21 protein-coding genes are annotated in these 17,816 nt (G+C 62.9%); 19 read left to right on the top strand and 2 right to left on the bottom strand.

Annotated elements, in window-relative coordinates:
- The first annotated feature begins 1 nt into the window (after position 1).
- The 9 genes from BM160_RS08895 (at position 2) to BM160_RS08935 (ending at position 5,966) form a co-directional block, all read left to right on the top strand.
- On the top strand, positions 2 to 718 hold the full coding sequence (locus tag BM160_RS08895; RefSeq protein ID WP_255368777.1) for a VOC family protein: 717 nt from the start codon (positions 2 to 4) through the stop codon (positions 716 to 718).
- The gene (locus tag BM160_RS08900) at positions 719 to 1,351 is read left to right on the top strand and encodes a LysE family translocator (protein ID WP_092003737.1); all 633 of its coding nucleotides are present in this window, start codon (positions 719 to 721) and stop codon (positions 1,349 to 1,351) included.
- Positions 1,348 to 2,325: a threonine dehydratase gene (locus BM160_RS08905; protein ID WP_092003740.1), complete on the top strand. Its 978-nt coding sequence runs from the start codon at positions 1,348 to 1,350 to the stop codon at positions 2,323 to 2,325. Before BM160_RS08900 ends, BM160_RS08905 begins: the two co-directional genes overlap by 4 nt.
- Positions 2,326 to 2,642: 317 nt before the next feature.
- Positions 2,643 to 3,350 (top strand): hypothetical protein, encoded by a 708-nt coding sequence (locus BM160_RS08910; protein WP_255368779.1) that lies wholly within the window; start codon positions 2,643 to 2,645, stop codon positions 3,348 to 3,350.
- Positions 3,347 to 3,874 (top strand): GTP-binding protein, encoded by a 528-nt coding sequence (locus tag BM160_RS08915; RefSeq protein WP_092003743.1) that lies wholly within the window; start codon positions 3,347 to 3,349, stop codon positions 3,872 to 3,874. Before BM160_RS08910 ends, BM160_RS08915 begins: the two co-directional genes overlap by 4 nt.
- A gap of 14 nt (positions 3,875 to 3,888) precedes the next feature.
- Entirely contained in the window at positions 3,889 to 4,272 is a 384-nt protein-coding gene (locus tag BM160_RS08920) for a roadblock/LC7 domain-containing protein (RefSeq protein WP_092003746.1), read from the top strand.
- Positions 4,273 to 4,274: 2 nt separating this feature from the next.
- Entirely contained in the window at positions 4,275 to 4,661 is a 387-nt protein-coding gene (locus BM160_RS08925; protein ID WP_092003748.1) for a hypothetical protein, read from the top strand.
- An 88-nt stretch (positions 4,662 to 4,749) separates the two neighbouring features.
- The gene (locus tag BM160_RS08930; protein ID WP_092003751.1) at positions 4,750 to 5,109 is read left to right on the top strand and encodes a hypothetical protein; all 360 of its coding nucleotides are present in this window, start codon (positions 4,750 to 4,752) and stop codon (positions 5,107 to 5,109) included.
- 182 nt (positions 5,110 to 5,291) lie between these two features.
- Positions 5,292 to 5,966: a histidine phosphatase family protein gene (locus tag BM160_RS08935; protein ID WP_092003753.1), complete on the top strand. Its 675-nt coding sequence runs from the start codon at positions 5,292 to 5,294 to the stop codon at positions 5,964 to 5,966.
- 30 nt (positions 5,967 to 5,996) lie between these two features.
- Here BM160_RS08935 and BM160_RS08940 read toward each other — a convergent pair whose 3' ends face one another.
- Together BM160_RS08940 and BM160_RS08945 are read right to left on the bottom strand one after the other, a co-directional pair.
- Positions 5,997 to 6,407, bottom strand: a complete 411-nt coding sequence (locus BM160_RS08940) for a DoxX family protein (protein WP_092003756.1) — start codon at positions 6,405 to 6,407, stop codon at positions 5,997 to 5,999.
- 81 nt (positions 6,408 to 6,488) lie between these two features.
- Entirely contained in the window at positions 6,489 to 7,331 is an 843-nt protein-coding gene (locus BM160_RS08945; RefSeq protein ID WP_218156599.1) for a pirin family protein, read from the bottom strand.
- A 190-nt stretch (positions 7,332 to 7,521) separates the two neighbouring features.
- Here BM160_RS08945 and BM160_RS08950 point away from each other — a divergent pair, with 190 nt between their 5' ends.
- The 10 genes from BM160_RS08950 to BM160_RS08995 all read left to right on the top strand — a co-directional run bounded on the left by BM160_RS08950 (position 7,522) and on the right by BM160_RS08995 (position 17,806).
- Complete coding sequence (locus tag BM160_RS08950; RefSeq protein WP_092003761.1) at positions 7,522 to 8,670, top strand: hypothetical protein; 1,149 nt, start codon at positions 7,522 to 7,524, stop codon at positions 8,668 to 8,670.
- Positions 8,671 to 8,737: 67 nt separating this feature from the next.
- Positions 8,738 to 9,685: a LysR substrate-binding domain-containing protein gene (locus tag BM160_RS08955; protein WP_092003764.1), complete on the top strand. Its 948-nt coding sequence runs from the start codon at positions 8,738 to 8,740 to the stop codon at positions 9,683 to 9,685.
- A 143-nt stretch (positions 9,686 to 9,828) separates the two neighbouring features.
- Complete coding sequence (locus tag BM160_RS08960; protein ID WP_369821762.1) at positions 9,829 to 11,316, top strand: 2-hydroxymuconic semialdehyde dehydrogenase; 1,488 nt, start codon at positions 9,829 to 9,831, stop codon at positions 11,314 to 11,316.
- Positions 11,313 to 11,723: a RidA family protein gene (locus BM160_RS08965; protein WP_092003767.1), complete on the top strand. Its 411-nt coding sequence runs from the start codon at positions 11,313 to 11,315 to the stop codon at positions 11,721 to 11,723. Before BM160_RS08960 ends, BM160_RS08965 begins: the two co-directional genes overlap by 4 nt.
- A 3-nt stretch (positions 11,724 to 11,726) precedes the next feature.
- The gene (locus tag BM160_RS08970; RefSeq protein ID WP_092003770.1) at positions 11,727 to 12,539 is read left to right on the top strand and encodes a 2-keto-4-pentenoate hydratase; all 813 of its coding nucleotides are present in this window, start codon (positions 11,727 to 11,729) and stop codon (positions 12,537 to 12,539) included.
- A gap of 43 nt (positions 12,540 to 12,582) precedes the next feature.
- On the top strand, positions 12,583 to 13,542 hold the full coding sequence (locus tag BM160_RS08975; RefSeq protein ID WP_092003773.1) for an acetaldehyde dehydrogenase (acetylating): 960 nt from the start codon (positions 12,583 to 12,585) through the stop codon (positions 13,540 to 13,542).
- Between the two features lie 11 nt (positions 13,543 to 13,553).
- Positions 13,554 to 14,600, top strand: a complete 1,047-nt coding sequence (dmpG, locus tag BM160_RS08980; protein ID WP_092003776.1) for a 4-hydroxy-2-oxovalerate aldolase — start codon at positions 13,554 to 13,556, stop codon at positions 14,598 to 14,600.
- A complete protein-coding gene (locus BM160_RS08985) occupies positions 14,597 to 15,358 on the top strand; it encodes a 2-keto-4-pentenoate hydratase (protein ID WP_092003779.1) in 762 nt (253 codons plus the stop codon). Before dmpG ends, BM160_RS08985 begins: the two co-directional genes overlap by 4 nt.
- A complete protein-coding gene (locus tag BM160_RS08990; RefSeq protein ID WP_092003782.1) occupies positions 15,355 to 16,320 on the top strand; it encodes an MBL fold metallo-hydrolase in 966 nt (321 codons plus the stop codon). Before BM160_RS08985 ends, BM160_RS08990 begins: the two co-directional genes overlap by 4 nt.
- A gap of 175 nt (positions 16,321 to 16,495) precedes the next feature.
- Positions 16,496 to 17,806 carry a sulfatase family protein gene (locus BM160_RS08995; protein ID WP_092003785.1) on the top strand — a complete coding sequence of 437 codons (1,311 nt, stop codon included), beginning with the start codon at positions 16,496 to 16,498 and terminating at the stop codon, positions 17,804 to 17,806.
- The last annotated feature ends 10 nt before the right edge of the window (positions 17,807 to 17,816 follow it).

Below are 17,816 nucleotides of genomic sequence, written 5' to 3' on the forward strand. Positions count from 1 at the left end.
CATGGAAAACACCGGCACCGCAGCCCCGCCCCTGGCCTCGCAGGTCGACCACCTGGTGGTGCTGGCCGGCAGCCTGGCCGAAGGCGTGCAGTGGTGTGAGGCCACGCTGGGCATCACACCCGGGCCGGGCGGCGAGCATGCGCTCATGGGCACGCACAACCGCCTCTTTGGCGTCAGTTCTGCCGCCTTCCCGCAGGCATACCTTGAAATAATTGCTATCCATTCAGGAGCACCTTGCGCCCGTCCGGCGGGCGCAAAACGCTGGTTTGATATGGATGACCAGGCCATCCAGCTGCACTTGAGCCGCAGCGGCCCACAGCTGGCGCATTTTGTCGCCAGCACCAGCCGGGCCGAGGCCGGGGCGCGCGCCCTAGCCCGCCTGGGGCTGGACCGGGGCGAGTTGCTGGCGGCCTCGCGCATGACGCCGCAAGGCTTGCTGAACTGGAAGATCACCGTGCGCGAGGACGGCCAGCGGCTGTTTTTCGGGGCGCTGCCAACGCTGATCCAGTGGGGCGAGATTTATCCCGCACAAGCCATGGCCGACTCAGGCGTCACTCTGCAATCGCTGCAGGCCCGGCATCCACGGCCCGATGCGCTGCGCGCCGCCTATCAGGCCATTGGGCTGACGGGCGTCGATGTGGCGCCCGGCCCACCCAATCTGATGGCCACGCTGCAGACGCCGCGCGGCCTGGTCACGCTGGAATCAAAGGGGATTTAAATGTTAGCTCTGCAAGAAATGGCCTGGTTTGCACTCGCCGCGCTGGTGCTGGTGCTCACGCCCGGGCCCAACATGATTTACTGCATCTCGCGCACGTTGTGCCAGGGCCGCAGCGCCGGACTCATTTCGCTGGTTGGCGTGTTGCTGGGCTTTGTGGTGCACCTGCTGGCCGCCTCGTTCGGACTGACGGCGCTGCTGCTGGCCGTGCCGCTGGCCTTCGACACCATCAAGCTCGCCGGAGCGGCCTACCTGCTCTGGCTGGCTTGGCAGGCCGTCAAGCCGGGCGGACTGGCCCCCTTTGCCGCGCAGGCCTTGCCCCACGACCCGCCGCGCAAGCTGTTTCTTATGGGCTTCATGACCAATTTGCTGAACCCCAAAGTAGCGATGTTTTACCTGTCGTTTTTCCCGCAGTTTCTGCACCCGGAGCGCGGCCAGTTGCTGCTGCAAAGCCTGCAGCTGGGCGCGGTGCAGATCACGGTGAGCGGCGTTGTCAATACGCTGCTGATTCTGGGCGCCGGCAGCATCACGGCCTTTTTGTCGCGCAGCGCAGGCTGGCTGCGCGCGCAGCGCTATGTGATGGGCAGTGTGATGGGCGCACTGGCCGTGCGCATCGCCATGGAGGAGAAAACATGATGTTCAGCCGGGCACAAGTTCAAGCCGCGCAGCGCACAGTCTATGCCGCCATGCCGCCCACGCCGCAATACGCCTGGCCACTGCTGCGCGAACGGCTGGGCATGCAGGTCTGGGTCAAACACGAAAACCACACGCCCACGGGCGCGTTCAAGGTGCGTGGCGGCCTGACCTATTTTTCCGACCTGGCGCAAGAGCAGCCTGCCGTGCGCGGGGTCATCAGCGCCACCCGCGGCAACCACGGCCAGTCGGTCGGGCTGGCGGCGCGCAAGCACGGCCTGGCCGCCACCATCGTCGTGCCGCGCGGCAATTCGGTGGAGAAAAATGCCGCCATGCGCGCCCTGGGCGCAACCCTGATCGAGCACGGCGATGACTTTCAGGCGGCTCGCGAGCATGCGGCCGGGCTGGCGCAACAAAGCGGCCTGCACATGGTGCCGTCCTTGCACACCGGTCTGATCAAGGGCGTGATGACTTACTGGGTGGAATTCTTCGAAAGCTTTGCCCCCGGCCAAGCACCCGAGGTGGTGTTTGTGCCGATCGGCCAGGGCTCGGGCTTTTGCGCCGCCGCTGCCGCCCGGGCCTACACCGGCGCACGCTGCAAGCTGGTGGGCGTGGTGTCTAGCCATGCCACGACCTACCTGGATTCGTTCCGCTCGGGCGCAGTGGTCGCCGCACCGGTCACGACCCGGCTGGCCGATGGCATGGCCTGCCGCCTTGCCGACGAGGAAGCGCTGGCGGTGGTGCTGCGCGAGGCCGACGATGTGGTGGCCGTCAGCGATGCCGAAGTCGCCCAGGCCATGCGCGTGCTGTTTGCCGACACCCACAACGTGGCCGAAGGCGCGGGCGCTGCGGCGCTGACCGCCGCCATGCAGCAGCGCAGCCGCTGGCAGGGCAAGGTGGTGGGCATTGCACTCACCGGCGGCAATGTGGACAGCGCCCTGTTCGCGCAAGTGCTGGCCGACCAGGCGCCGGCTTAAGCGCCGGCGCGCGCGCTGCAACAGCGCACCCACCCCAAGCCTGGGTCGGGTGCAGTCATTTCCTTAGCCTCTTGTCTGCCTAACAGCAACACATCTAGCCAGGCCAAAAAAATACCTTCAAAAGCACAAAACTGCGCGCTATAGTGGTTGTGTCACTTGTTTTTACAAGTGTTGCCAATTTGCATTGGTCAATGCCTAACCAGCACGAGGAGCACTGTCATGTGGACCTTACCGCTTCGAACGCAACCCTCGGGCCACTGCGTCTGGATTGAGCCATTGACTTCAGGGTCCAGGGCGTCTTCACCGGGCGGCTTTTAATGCCTGGCACGGTCGCCGCGGACGGCCGCATGATGCTGAGCTACAGCATTGAGCAGCTGTCAGCCCGCGACGCCTTGCTAATGAAATCCCTGGTGCGGCTGCTGGACCACCGCACCCATCAGCAGTGGTCCTGCCAGTCTGGGCCGGCCGACCTCAAGGTCGTCGGCGACGACCCGGCCCAGCAAACAGCCCCGGCCACGAATCACGGCGAAGGCATCCCGGTATTGAGGCTGGATCACACGCAGCAGCCACATGAACATTTTTTGAAGATGCCGCTGCACGCCAATGAGCTTGAGCTCATGCTGAACAAGCTAGGCAAGCTGATTCTTCAGGCTGGCGCCCCGTCGCCAGCGCCGTCAAGCACCTCCCATAGCAACGATGCCGAGTACCGCCTGCTGCGATGGCCACCGGCCGCCTTGCTGGCGACACCGGCGCGCATCAAGCTGGCCACCCTCATGACCGGCCAGCCCTTGTCGCTAAGCGCGCTGCAGCATCGCTCGTCGCAAGCGCGGCAGGACTGCGCCGATTTTTTCCAAGCCTTGCTGCGCGCCGGTCTTTTGCAGGCCGTTGCCCAAGCCAGCCTGAACCGGCCACTGGCTTCCCCACCATCTAATAGTCAAAACCATGCGGAACGCCCGCGCCCGGCCCTGGGCCTGCTGGCACGCATTCGCAGCCGGCTTGGACTGCAATCCCCAGGGCCAACATGAGCGAGCACAAGATTCTTTTCACCGGCACCATGGGAGCCGGCAAAACCACGGCGATCGCAGCCATTAGCGAAGTCAAGCCTGTGAGTACCGATGTTCACAACACGGACACGTCGGTCAACAAGGCCATGACGACCGTGGGCCTGGATTACGGCGAACTGACACTGGACAACGGCGAAAAATTACGCCTGTATGGCACACCCGGGCAGCAACGCTTTGACTTCATGTGGAAAATCCTGTCACGTGGCGCGCTGGGCCTGGTCATTCTGATAGACAACAGCCGCCCCGACCCCCTGGCCGATCTGGACCTCTATCTGGACGGCTTTTCCGAGCTGATCGCACAAGCGGCCTGCGTGGTCAGCGTCGGCAAAACCGAATCCCACCCACTCCCCGACCTGGATGCCTTCGCCCAACGCATGGAGGCCAAAGGAGTGCTCTGCCCCGTGCTTGCCGCGGACGTCAGGGACAAGGCGCAGGTGCTTCAGTTACTGGACCTGTTGCTGGTTCAGCTCGAATTCGCCAGTTGAAACCGAGACCGTTCATGCACATCGAAAACCACATCAAAATCGCAGCCGAAGCCGTCATAGAAAAACTGATGGCAGACGTCAAGGGCATCAAGGCGGTCGTTATTTCAACCGAAGATGGCTTTGAAGTGGCCGCCCGCGTTGAAAACACCGCCCAGGTGGCGCGCCTGTCGGCCATGGCCAGCTCACTGGCGGCGCTCAGCGCGGTTGCCGGAGAAGAAAGCCAGCTCGGCAACTGCGACAACGTCACCATAGGCGCGGCCAACGGCCACCTCATCATGTTGCAGGCCCGCCATCACAAAGTAGGCCTGATCGTGAGCGTCATCACCGGCAAGGACGTGATCATCGGCCAGGCCTTGTACTTCGCCAAGCTGGCGGCCAAAACACTGCAGCAAGCCTGACGATGACCACCGTCGAAGCCTTCATTTATCAATTGGCCGCGTTCCCGGGCGTCGAAGGTTGCGCCTTGGTGGATGCGGACACCGGAATGGCCTGGCACCACGCCGGCAGCATGCCGGACATGGAACAAATCGGCGAAGCCTCGATTGAGTTTTGGCGGGTGCACAAGCGCCTGTCGTCGCACTTCAGGGATTTCGGCAACTTCAACTCCTCGGCCCACTCTTTTGCCAACCGCGTCATTGCCCTGTTTCCCTGCAGCCGGGAACCGGCTCTGGTCCTGGTCTGCGTCGCCACCAAAGGCAACATCGACTGGGTCCGCTGGGGTGAAAAACTCGCCGGACTCAAGCACGCCCTGGCCCTGCCCCGTGATCAACACCTTGCCGGTGGATAAATGAGCTTCTTACCAGCCGCCACCCACGTTCCCGCCCGGGGGCTGCTGCTTTCTTACCATGGGCGGTACTTCAAATAGAAGGTTTCTGATGGCTAATATCAAGCAATCGATGGAAGAATTGATGACCTGCGACGGTGCCACATGCGCAGCGCTGGTTGATTCAAGCAGCGGCATGATTCTGGGTCAAATCGGCTCGGGGATGGACCTTGAAGTGGCGGCGGCGGGCAATACTGAAGTGGTCCGGGCCAAGCTCAAGACCATGCGTGAACTGGGTCTGAACGATGTGATTGAAGACATTCTGATCACCCTGGGCAAGCAATATCACATCATCCGTCCCATGGCTCGCAAGGAAGGATTGTTTGTTTACCTGGTATTGGACAAAAACAAATCCAATCTCGCACTGGCTCGCCGCAAGGTGGTCGATGTCGAGAAAGAAATGGTGGTTTGATGGCCGGGTGAGCGTCAGTTCACTTGCCAAATAGAAGTCCCTGACCTTCTTTTTAGGGCGGCTCAGCGTGGAGTTTCCAGCGGAAACTTCACACTGCTGAAAAGCCAGCATCTCGCTCCCATCAGCCCCAGCAGTCCGGAAGGTGACTGCGCAACTGCAGCGGCTTGCCCATAATTAGGCGCATGGGAACCCTTTTTCTCGTTCGCCACGGCCAGGCCTCCTTTGGTGCCGACAACTACGACATGCTGAGCGCCATGGGGCAGCGGCAGAGCCTGCGTCTAGGGGAATACTTCAAAGACAGGGGCCTGAAATTCGATGGCGCTCTGACCGGCACCCTGAAGCGGCAAGTCCAGACCCTTGACGGCATTCGCGAAGGCATGGGCCAGGACATGAGCCTACAGGCCCTGGCATGGCCGGGGCTGAATGAGTACGACAGCGCAGCCCTGATAAGCGCCATTCACCCCTATCCGCTGGAAAAGCCCGACAACCCGGAACGCTACCGCCAGCACTTTCGCTTGCTGAAAGATGCTCTGGCGCAGTGGATGGCCGGCGTGATCAGCCCCAGGGGCATGCCCAGCTACGTCGACTTTGTAGCGGGGGTCACCAGCGCGCTGGATCACATTCGCACCCACTGCGACGGCCGTGTGCTGCTGGTGTCCAGCGGCGGGCCCATCGCCACCGCCGTCGGCCATGTGCTGGGCACCAGCCCGGAAACAACCATAGAACTCAACTTGCGCATACGCAACAGCTCGGTCACCGAGTTTGCCTTCACGCCCAAACGCCACATGCTGCTCACTTACAACACGCTGCCGCACCTGGATGCGCCCGAGCACGCCAGCTGGGTGACTTACGCCTGAGGCGCACCCAAGCTGCGCCATTGGTCTGTCCTAAGGCCAGAGTGCGTACTTTCCCGGCCCGGTGATAGCGAGCAGCAGCAAGCCGCCCATGATGCTGAGATTTTTGAGAAAGTTGATCTTGTTCGCCTCACGCTCCGCGCCCGACAGCGTCCAGAAACGGTGGCCCAGCAGCGCCGTCGCAAAGGTGAAGACGACATACAGCAAGGCCAGCGGACGAGTCAGCACGCCAAGGACCAGGGCGATACCGGCGAAAAACTCCACGGCAATCGCCACCGCCGTCGACAAGCTGGGCAGCGGAGCACCGGTGGACGCCATGTAGGCCGCAGTGGCTGAAAAGTTCGTCAGCTTTTTCCAGCCGGTCGCCAAAAACAGCGCCATCAGCAGCAGACGCGCCAACAGGATCAATACATCGCTCTGTCCGCGTATCAGGTCGTTCAGCATGTCGCCTCCCTGGTTTCATTTTTCTCGTCACAAGCATCGCCCAGCCTCCTTGGTCGAGCTAGGCGCGTGCGGGCTGCCACCTTAAAACGGCACCCCTTCGAGCCGCCCCATGGCGCCGCTGGCGAAATCCCGCTTGGCTTGCGCGAGGCGTTCGGGGGTGTCCATGACAAAGGGCCCGGCAAACAAAATGGCGCCTTCGACCGGGGTACCGCCCAGCAAGGCGACGTCAGCCCCTTGATCCGGCGCGGCCCTCAAGCTGATTTGCGAACCCGATGTCAGCACCGCCAACGCGCCGGGGCCAAGCGCCGCGCCGTTCTCGCCGGCAAGGCTGCCGTCAAGCACATACAGGCCGAGCTCGGGCGCCGCATCGACCGGCAGCGTGACGCTCGCGCCGGGGTCCAGGCGGATGTGGGCGAAGACGGTGGGGCTGGTGGTTTTCATCGGTCCCACGACGCCTTCCAGGCTGCCCGCGATGACCCGAATCCGCGCGCCGGCATGCTCAATCTCGGGGATGTCGGCGGCGCGAAACGAGGCATAGGCCGGTTCGTCCAGCTTGTGTTCCGGCGGCAAGCTGGTCCAGAGTTGCAGGCCATGGCGACCGCCGCTGGGTTGCTCCGCGTGAAGCATGCCGCGTCCGGCGCGTATCCATTGCGCATCGCCTGGCCCCAGCTGGTCCTTGAAACCCAGGCTGTCGCGGTGCGCCACCCCGCCCTCCAGCAGGTAGCTGATGACTTCGATGCCGGCATGCGGGTGCGGGGAGTCGCCTATGCCGCGCCGGCTACGGTGCCGGTAATGGTCAATGAAGACAAAAGGGCCTAGCGATGCGCGCCCGTTCAGGGGCAAGGCTCGCCACAGCAGCATATCGCCATCGTCGATGACCCGCTGCGCGGGAAAAATGGTTTCAATGGTGCGTTGCATAAGCATGCATCCTCCATTCATGGATGTTGTTCCGGCAACCCGGCGAAGCGGCTTTAGGCTCAGCCATCGTAGGTCCTGGCCATGTCCTTGTCAAAGCGCATAGCAATTGCCGGGGCAGGCCTAAGCCGGACCAGCCCGGCTTGGGTGTTTTCCCGGCTTGTCGAAGCCGCTGCGAGCCCAGATACTTTGCAGCACCATGACCGCCGCCCTCACCTCATACGCCCCTTCTCGCGGCATTCTTCTCCACTGCAAAACCGCCGACGCCCTGGCCGCGGCCAACCGCAGTTTCAGCGCGCAACTGCAACGGCTCGGCCTGCAAAGCCATGTGGAAAGCACGGCAACAAGCGCAACGCAGGCGAAATTCGAACAAGGCTTTAAGCTGCGCGCCGAGCTGGCCGAGCAATGGGCGCCCGGCCTGGACACGACCGGCCTGACGCAAAGGCTGGGACTGGACACTTCGCTGCGCGCCGACGACCTGGAACGCGAAATCCTGCTGGCCATGTTGCTCAGCCCAGTCGGCTTTGAATTCCCCAGCCATGTCGAGCTGGCCTCTGCCGTACGCATACGCCGCAACATGGTGGTGGCCGCACGCAAGACGGCTCTGGCCTTTCACACCACAGAGGCCGAGCGCCCCGAAGACTGCTGGGTCTATGCCGAGGGCCGGGGCTTCACTGTGCGGCCCGGCCATGCGCTGATTCCCGCGCTGCAAAAAGCCACTCAACCCGAGGCCTCGGGCAAGCTGTATTCCTTTTCCTGCTATCGCGCCACCGAGTATGTGATTTTGCTGGCCATTGCACAGGAGCTTGAGCACAGCAACCCAAGCTTGCTGCAAAACCTGCAGCAGCAGTGGGAGAGCCGCGCCATCATGTCGGGCCAGTTCCACGACGTGTTTCTGCGCGAATACGGCTCCATGGAAGCACCGCTGCCACCCAAGTATTACGTGCCGGGCGACCGACTCTGGTTTCGCAACCCCGACGCCCACTCGTCCGATGTCACCGGCTACGAAGGGTCCTGGGTCTTTTATCTGGGCGGCGGCCTGTTTACCAATTTCTGGAAACGCGACCAGCCCTATACGCTGGCCAGCAAGTGCCTTGAGCTGTTTCACTGGCGCCATGCGACTTACACCGATGACACGGGTGAATTGCAGATCAACGAAAGCATCGTCGAGGAGCGCGTCAAGGCGTCCATGGCCGACCCGGTTCAGGCCGCGGAAATTCTGGCGCTGATGCTGCGCCTGCGCGAGCCCAAAGGGGTTTATCTATCGGGCGGCTGCATAGACACCTCGCGCGAGTACCCGCGCGGGGTCTGCCCGGGCACCACCGACCTGGTGCTGCCGCTCGGCTGATGCGTGAAGACGCTGTTTCCACGAGCGGCCTGCGCCCCGCCGTGAAGCGCTGAATATAGTTCAGCCCATGGAACATTCAAAACTATCGCTGGCCAGACGGCTCAAGTTGCAGCAACTCGCCATCTTTGAACAGGTGGTGAACACCGGCTCCATACTCGCCGCCTCGCGTGAGCTGCACATGACGCAGCCGGCGGTCAGCAAGTCCATCCATGAGCTGGAGGGGCATTTCGATCAGGCGCTGTTCACGCGCAGCAAACGCGGGGTGCGACTCACAGAGTTTGGCGAACTACTGCAGCGCCACGCCCGTTCGCTGCTGGCAGAGTTGCGCTTTCTTGCCGACAACGCGAACGCCTGGAATACCGGCGTCTCCGGCCAGGTCGTGGTCGGCACCCTGATTTCGGCCTCGGCCAGTCTGCTGCCCAAGGCCGTGGTGCGCTTGCGCGAAACCGCGCCCAACGTGGTGGTGACGGTGCGCGTCGGCTCCAACGACGTCTTGTTTCCCGAGCTGGTACGCGGCGAGGTGGATGTGGTGGTGGGACTGCTGCCAGGCGAAAGCCCAAACCGGGCGCTCACCCATGTTCCGCTCTATGACGAGACGCTGTGCGCCGTGGTGGCGCGCCACCACCCACTGGCCCTGGACACCTCCATTGACGTGCAACAGCTGCAGGACATGGTGTGGATCATTCCCACGCCAGAATCGGCGGCCATGCGTTCGGCGCAGTTGTTTTTTGCGGCCGCCCACATGGTCGTGCCCAAGCGCATCGTCGAGTCGGTTTCCATCCTGACCAATCTGGGGCTGCTGCTGGAGTCATCGACGATCGCCCTGATGCCTTATGCGGTGGCCGAGCAATTCGTGCGATCCGGCTTATTGAGCATATTGCCGCTAGGCGTGGCCAGCCCTTTTGGCAAGGTCGGCTACAGCCTGTTTGCAGACCGGCCGCCTACGGCTGCCACACAACGCCTTCTAGCTGCGCTGCAGGAAGTTGGTGCAGCCGTGGGCTCAGCGGCTTCCTGAGCCCGCAAGACTTTTGGCTCATGTATTCCTTCAAGCTATACATGGCCGCGATTCTTTCATTATCCAAACGCCCCATTCCCACCTAAAGTCGCTCACCAGAACACCCCGCATTCGCACAGTCACCGGGTTTTCAGGAGACCGACTTGAAGCACAGAATTCCACTGCCGCCCTCGCTCGCACAGATTCGCAATTACGTTGCGGGCGAGTTCGTCACGACAGCCAGGCAGTTCCCCAACATCAGCCCCATCAACGGCGTCCTGCTGGCCGAGGTGCATGAGGCCGACGCAGCCCTGGTAGACCGTGCCGTACAGGCGGCACGGGCGGCATTGAATGGCCCGTGGGGCAAGATGGCGCCGGCCGAGCGCGCCGCCGTGCTGCAAAAAGTGGCCGACGGCATCGAGCGCCGCTTCGAGGATTTTGTTGCCGCCGAAGTGGCCGACACCGGCCGGCCGGTGGCCCAGGCGCGCAGCCTGGATGTCTACCGGGGCGTGGCCAATTTCCGCACCTTTGCCGATCTGGTCAAGCTGGCCGGCGGCGAGACTTTCGACATGCGCACGGCCGACGGCCAGGACATCATGAATTACACGGTGCGCAAGCCACACGGCGTGGTCGGCATCATCTCGCCATGGAACCTGCCGCTGCTGCTGCTGACCTGGAAGGTGGCGCCTGCGCTGGCCTGCGGCAACACCGTGGTGGTCAAACCTTCGGAAGAAACGCCATCATCGGCCACCTTGCTGGCCGAAGTCATGCACGAAGCCGGTGTGCCACACGGCGTTTTCAATCTGCTGCACGGCTTCGGGCCCAATTCGGCCGGTGAATTTCTGACGCGCCACCCGGGCATAGACGCCATCACCTTCACCGGAGAGTCGCGCACCGGCGCCACCATCATGAAGGCGGCGGCCGAAGGCGTGCGGGAAGTGTCTTTCGAGCTGGGCGGCAAAAACGCCGCTGTGGTCTTTGCCGATGCCGATTTCGATGCTGCCGTGGCCGGCGTGGCACGCTCTTCATTCACCAATTCGGGCCAGGTCTGCCTGTGCTCGGAACGGGTGTATGTGGAGCGCTCCATCTTTGACCGTTTCGTCGCCGCACTTAAAGAGAAAACCGAAACGCTCAAGATCGGCTACCCCGACGAGGTTGGTGTGGACATGGGCTCGCTGATCTCGCACGGCCACCGCGACAAGGTGCTGTCCTACTTCAAGCTGGCGGTCGAAGAAGGCGCGACCGTTGTCACCGGCGGCGGCGTGCCGCAGTTTGGTGACGAGCGCGACAACGGCGCTTTTGTGCAGCCCACCATCTGGACCGGCCTACCCGACAGCGCACGCTGCGTGCGCGAAGAAGTGTTTGGCCCGGTCTGCCACATTGCGCCCTTTGACACCGAGGAAGAAGTCATTGGCCGGGTCAACGACAGCCCATATGGCCTGGCGGCCTGCGTCTGGACCACCAATCTGAAACGGGCCCACAACGTCTCACGTCAGTTCCACGTCGGCATCACCTGGGTCAACACCTGGTTTTTGCGCGACCTGCGCACGCCTTTCGGCGGCGCCAAGCTGTCGGGTCTGGGACGCGAAGGCGGTCGGCACTCGCTCGATTTCTATTCCGAAATCAGCAATATCTGCATTCGCCTGTCATGAAAAAACTGCTGCACTCGGCGGCCATACCGGCGCCGAAATTTCGCTACACGCCTTGCGTGCAGAGCGGTCCGCACTTCAGCATCTCGGGCATGGTCGGACTGGACCCGGCCACGGGGCAGCTGGTGGCAGGTGGCCCCGCCGCAGAGACCCAGCGCATTTTCGACAACCTGAAGCTGGCTTTGCCCGACTATGGTCTGAGCCTGCAAAACATGACCCTGGCGCGCATTTACACCACCGATTTCGCCGCCTTCGGACAGATCAATGCCGCCTGGGATGCCATGTTCGCGGACATAGCCCCACCGGCACGTACCTCGCTCGGCGTACAGGCCTTGCCGCTGGGCGCCACGGTCGAAATCGAATTCGCCTTTTACCAACCTCAGCCAGCGCTGGCCGCTGATACGGAATAAGACATGACACTTTCCATTGAACACATTGCCGAGGTGCTGTGGCAGGCAGAACACAGCGCTACACCCTGCGCACCGCTGCGCGAACAGCTCGCGCAGGCTGCGGCCTCAAGCAGCAGCGCCGATGTGGTGGCCGCCGCCTATGCGGTGCAGCGCATCAACATCCAGCGCAAGCTCAAGGCCGGTGATCGTCTGGTGGGCCGCAAGATAGGCCTGACCTCGCTGGCGGTGCAAAAGCAGCTGGGCGTGGACTCGCCCGACTTTGGCATGCTGCTGACCAGCATGGCCGTCGGACATGGCGAAGAGATTGCACCGGCCCGCCTGCTGCAGCCCAAGGTCGAGGCCGAGATCGCCCTGGTGCTGGGGCGTGATTTGACGTTCGAACAACACACCGTGGCCGACATCATCAGCGCCACGGCCTACGCGCTGCCCGCCATCGAGGTGGTTGGCAGCCGTATTGCCAACTGGGACATCCGCCTGGCCGACACCGTTGCCGACAATGCATCATCAGGCCTCTTTGTGCTGGGCTCACGTCCGGTCAGTCTGTCGAAATTTGACTTGATAGGCTGCGGCATGGTGATGGAGCGGCGCGGCGACCAGGTGTCGCTGGGCATAGGCTCGGCCTGCCTGGGCAACCCGCTCAATGCCGCCGTCTGGCTGGCCAACATGATGGCCCGCATCGGTTCGCCGCTACGGGCTGGCGACGTACTGATGACCGGCGCGCTAGGCCCCATGGTGGCGGTGCAGCCCGGTGACGTATTCACCGCGCAGATCGAAGGCCTGGGCTCGGTGAGTGCCGTTTTTTCCAAGACCGCCTGAAGCCATACCTGTCGCCACTGAACGATTTTTTTCGGAAACTTTCATGACCTCACAAGACAAAAAAATTGCGGTTGCCATCATAGGCTCCGGCAACATTGGCACCGACCTGATGATCAAGGTGTTGCGCAATGCCCGTCGTTTGCGCATGGCGGCCATGGTTGGCATAGACCCAAGCTCCGAGGGGCTGGCGCGCGCTGCCCGCATGGGCGTTGCAACTACGTCCGAAGGCGTTGAAGGCCTGATGAAAATGGACGGCTTTGGCGATATCGGCATCGTTTTTGACGCCACCAGCGCCGGCGCCCACGCCCACCACAACAGCATGCTTCAGCCGCATGGCATCAAGGTGGTTGACCTGACGCCAGCGGCGATAGGCCCTTATGTGATCCCCGTCGTGAATCTGCAAGCGCATCTGGATGCGCCCAACATCAACATGGTCACCTGCGGTGGTCAGGCCACCATTCCCATGGTCTATGCCGTCTCCCGGATTGCCAAGGTGCATTACGCAGAAATCGTGGCGTCCATTGCCAGCAAGTCGGCCGGCCCCGGCACGCGCGCCAACATCGACGAGTTCACCGAAACGACCTCGCGCGCCATCGCAGAAGTGGGCGGCGCCCAGCGCGGCAAGGCCATCATCGTGCTCAACCCGGCCGAACCGCCACTGATGATGCGGGACACCGTGTACTGCCTGGCCGATGTGGATGCTGACCAGAAAGCGATTGCCGACTCGGTCAAGCGCATGGTTCAAGACGTGGCCGCCTATGTACCTGGCTACCGCCTCAAGCAAGAGGTGCAGTTCGAACGCTTTGACGCACAGCACCCGCTCAACGTGCCTGGCCTGGGCCGCATGCCTGGCCTGAAGGTCTCCATCTTCCTGGAGGTCGAAGGTGCGGCGCACTACCTGCCGTCTTATGCCGGCAACCTCGACATCATGACCAGCGCCGCCCTGGCTGCGGCGGAGCAACAAGCCGCCCGCCTACTGGCGGCCGACACGGCAACCGTGTAAAGAGGTTCGAGATGTTCAACAAGACCAAGAAAATTTACGTTTCAGATGTGACTCTGCGCGACGGCATGCACGCCATCCGCCATCAGTACTCCATCGAACAAGCAGTGGCGATTGCCCGTGCGCTGGATGAAGCCAAGGTGGACAGCATAGAAGTGGCGCACGGCGACGGCCTGCAGGGCTCCAGCTTCAACTACGGCTTTGGTGCCCACACCGATTTGGAGTGGATAGCAGCCGTTGCCGGGGTGCTCAAGCACGCCCAGGTGGCCACCTTGCTGCTGCCCGGCATTGGCACCATCCATGACCTGCAGGCGGCCTATGACGCCGGCGCACGCGTTGTGCGCGTGGCCACCCACTGCACCGAAGCCGACATCTCACGCCAGCACATCGAATACGCGCGCAAGCTGGGCATGAACGCCACCGGCTTTTTGATGATGAGCCACATGAACACGCCGCAAGGTCTGGCCCAACAGGCCAAGCTGATGGAGAGCTACGGCGCGCAATGCGTCTACGTCGTGGACTCCGGCGGCGCGATGAATATGTACGACATTGCCGACCGCTTCAAGGCCTTCAAGGAGGTACTCAAGCCCGAGACCGAAACCGGCATGCACGCCCATCACAACCTGAGCCTGGGCGTGGCCAACAGCCTGGTGGCGCTGGAGCATGGCTGCGACCGCATCGACGCCAGCCTGACCGGCATGGGAGCGGGCGCAGGCAATGCCCCGCTGGAGGTGTTCATCGCCGCCGTTGATCGCATGGGACTGAACCATGGCTGCGATGTAAAAAAGCTGATCGATGCCGCCGAAGACATCGTGCGCCCGATTCAGGAGCGGCCCGTGCGGGTAGACCGCGAAACGCTGGCGCTGGGCTACGCCGGCGTGTACTCCAGCTTTTTGCGCCACAGCGAAGCAGCCTCGGAGAAATACGGCATTCCCGCTTTTGACATCCTGATAGAACTCGGCCGTCGCCGCATGGTGGGCGGACAGGAAGACATGATTGTGGATGTGGCGCTCGACATGCTCAAGGCCCGCGCCAACGTCAGCACCGGAGCCAGCGCATGAGCAACATGATTGAACAAGCCGCAGCCCGGCTCGACCAGGCCGCGCACCAGGCGCAAGCCGTCGAACAATTCGCGCCCGGCAGCTTCGACCTGGCCGACGCCTACCGTATTCAGCGCGCCTCCATCCAGCACCGGGCTGCTCGCGGCGACAAGGTGCGCGGCATCAAGCTGGGCTTCACCAGCCGCGCCAAGATGGTGCAAATGGGCGTGCACGACCTGATCTGGGGCTGGCTCACCGACAGCATGCTGGAAGAAGAAGGCAGCACGGTGAATCTGGCGCGCTACATCCACCCACGCGTGGAGCCCGAGGTCTGCTTTCTGACCCGTCGCGACATCAGCGGCCCGATCAGCGCGCTGGAAGCGGCCGATTACATCGAAGCCGTCGCTCCGGCGCTGGAAATCATCGACTCACGCTATCAAGACTTCAAGTTCACGCTGGAAGACGTGGTGGCCGACAACTGCTCTTCCGCCGGTCTGGTGGTCGGGCCCTGGTCGCGCCAGTTTGACAAGCTGGGCAATGCGGGCGTGAATGTGGCATTTGACGGACGCAGTGTGTTGTCAGGCTCCACCGCCGCTATTTTGGGCCACCCCTTGCGCAGCCTGGTTCAGGCCTCGCGCCTGCTGGCCGCCTGCGAACGCAGCCTGCCTGCCGGCTCGCTCATCATGGCGGGTGCGGCCACTGCGGCCGAAGCCTTGCGCCCCGACCTGCACGTGCGCTGTGACATCAGCGGCCTGGGCCGGGTGGAGTTCTTCACATGAAAAAGCGCTTGATGAGGCTGGGCTGTACGCTGCTGATGCTGCCTGCGGCAATGGCCTGGGCAGGCGACTTCAAAGTGACCTTGCTCGGAACGGGCGTGCCCAACCCACGGCCCGACCGCTTCAGCCAAAGCACGCTGGTCGAGGCTGGCTCGCAAAAGATGGTGTTCGACATGGGTCGCGGCGTCAGCATCCGCCTGTGGCAGGCCGGCATTCCGATGGGCAGCATCAACGCCCACTTCCTGACGCACTTTCACTCCGACCACACCATCGGCGTGCCCGACCTGTGGCTGACCGGCTGGTTGCAGCCCCCTTACGGCCGACGCACCAGTCCATTTCTGATTTATGGCCCGAAGGGCACCAAGGCGTTGATGGACGGACTGCAGTCTGCCTATGCCGACGACATCAAGATTCGCCTGGTTGACGAGCGCAATCCGCCCGCCGGCATTGCGGTCGATGCCAAGGAGTTCGAAGCCCCGGCGGTGGTCTACGAACGCGACGGCGTCAAGGTCAGCTCCTTTGTCGTTGATCAGGGCGACGACATCAAACCGTCGGTCGGCTACAAGGTCGAGTACCGTGGCCGCAGTGTGGTCATGTCGGACGACACGCGTCTGTCCAGCGAAGTGGTGCGACAGGCAACCGGCGCTGATCTGCTGATCCACGAGGTTGCGGTCATAGCCCCCGACCTGCTGAAGCGCTCGCCCTCGTTCCAGCGCATCTTTGGCCACCACACCTCGCCCGAAGAGGCGGGCACCGTATTTGCGCGGGCCAAGCCCAAGCTGGCGGTATACAGCCACATCGCGCGCTACGGCGACGCGGCCACACCGGCGCCGCCCGAAGACGCCATCGTGCAGCAGACACGCAAGACCTACGACGGGCCACTGCTGCTCGGTGAGGATTTGATGCAATTCGACATTGGCGAGACGGTCACGATGAGCCGAATTCCAGCCAGCCGCAACCCATGAGAAACACCCAACCGGAGCACGACATGACGACACAAGTCCAGTCAGATCGGAAGCGGTGCCGACCTCGCTCGGTTGCGTGGATTTCCAAGCGACGGGTGCGAGCAGCCGACCGGCAAATCATGTCCACACGACGACAGCGCGCAATTGCCCCCTCAATCAACTTCAAGGCGAAACAATGAAGCGCGCTACCGACAGACCTAATTTCGTCTTTATCATGGCCGACGATCTGGGCCATGCCGACCTCAGCTGCTACGGCGGCCGTGCCCCGGTGTCGCCCCACCTGGACCGCATGGCGGCCGAAGGCGTGCGTTTCAGCGATGCCTACGCCAACTCGCCCGTTTGCTCGCCGACGCGTTTTGCGCTGATGACAGGCCGCTACCAGTACCGGCTGCGCGGCGCGGCCGAGGAGCCGCTGACCAGCAAGTACCGTGGCAGCGCAGAAATCGGCCTCGCGCCAGAGCACCCCACGCTGCCGTCGCTGCTGCGCGACGTCGGCTACCACACGGCCTTGGTCGGCAAGTGGCACCTCGGCTTTGCTCCCCACTTTGGACCGCTCAAGAGCGGCTACCAGGATTTCTTCGGAGTGATGGGCGGGGGGCTGGACTATTTCACCCACAAAGACACCAACGGCATCCACGACCTGTACGACGGCGAGGTGGAAACACACGAGGTCGGTTACCTGACCGACCTGATCTCCGAGCGCGCGGTGCGCTGCATCGAAGCCTGCGCTCAGCGGCAACAGCCGTTTTTTCTCAGCGTGCACTACACGGCGCCGCACTGGCCGTGGGAAACGCGGGACGACGAGGCCGAAGCCCACCGCATCGGCAACCAGCTGGCTCACACGGACGGCGGCTCGGTGAAGACCTACCAGTCGATGATCCACCACATGGACGAAGGCATCGGGCGCATCCTCGCTACGCTGCGCGCGCAAGGGCTGGACGAGAACACCGTCGTTGTCTTCACCAGCGACAACGGTGCCGAGCGCTTCTCCGATACCTGGCCGCTGATCGGCAAGAAGATGGACCTGCTAGAAGGCGGCATCCGCGTGCCGCTGATCGCACGCTGGCCAGGGCGCATCGCTGCCGGGCACGTCAGCCGCCAGGTCTGCATCACGATGGATTGGGTCGCAACCTTCCTCGAATGGGCCGGTGTCGCGCCGCATCCGGAGTACCCGCTCGACGGGGAGTCGCTGTGCGCGCATTTAGAGGCGCTCGACCCGCCGACGCTGCGTACCCTCTACTGGCGTATGAAGTACCGCAACCAGAAGGCGCTGCGCGAAGGGGACTGGAAGTACCTCAGTATCGAAGGCAATGACTACCTGTTCAACCTCGCGCAGGACGAGCGTGAACGCGCCAACCACGCACTGCGCGACCCCCAGCGGCTAGCCCGCATGCGTGCGGCCTATGCGAGCTGGTGCGAGACGATGCCTGGCATTCCGCAAGACGCGATCAGCGTGCTGGCCTACGCTACCAAAGACCTGCCCTGAATCAGGGCTA

The sequence above is a fragment of the Polaromonas sp. OV174 genome (genome assembly GCF_900112285.1).
GTDB lineage: Bacteria > Pseudomonadota > Gammaproteobacteria > Burkholderiales > Burkholderiaceae_C > Polaromonas.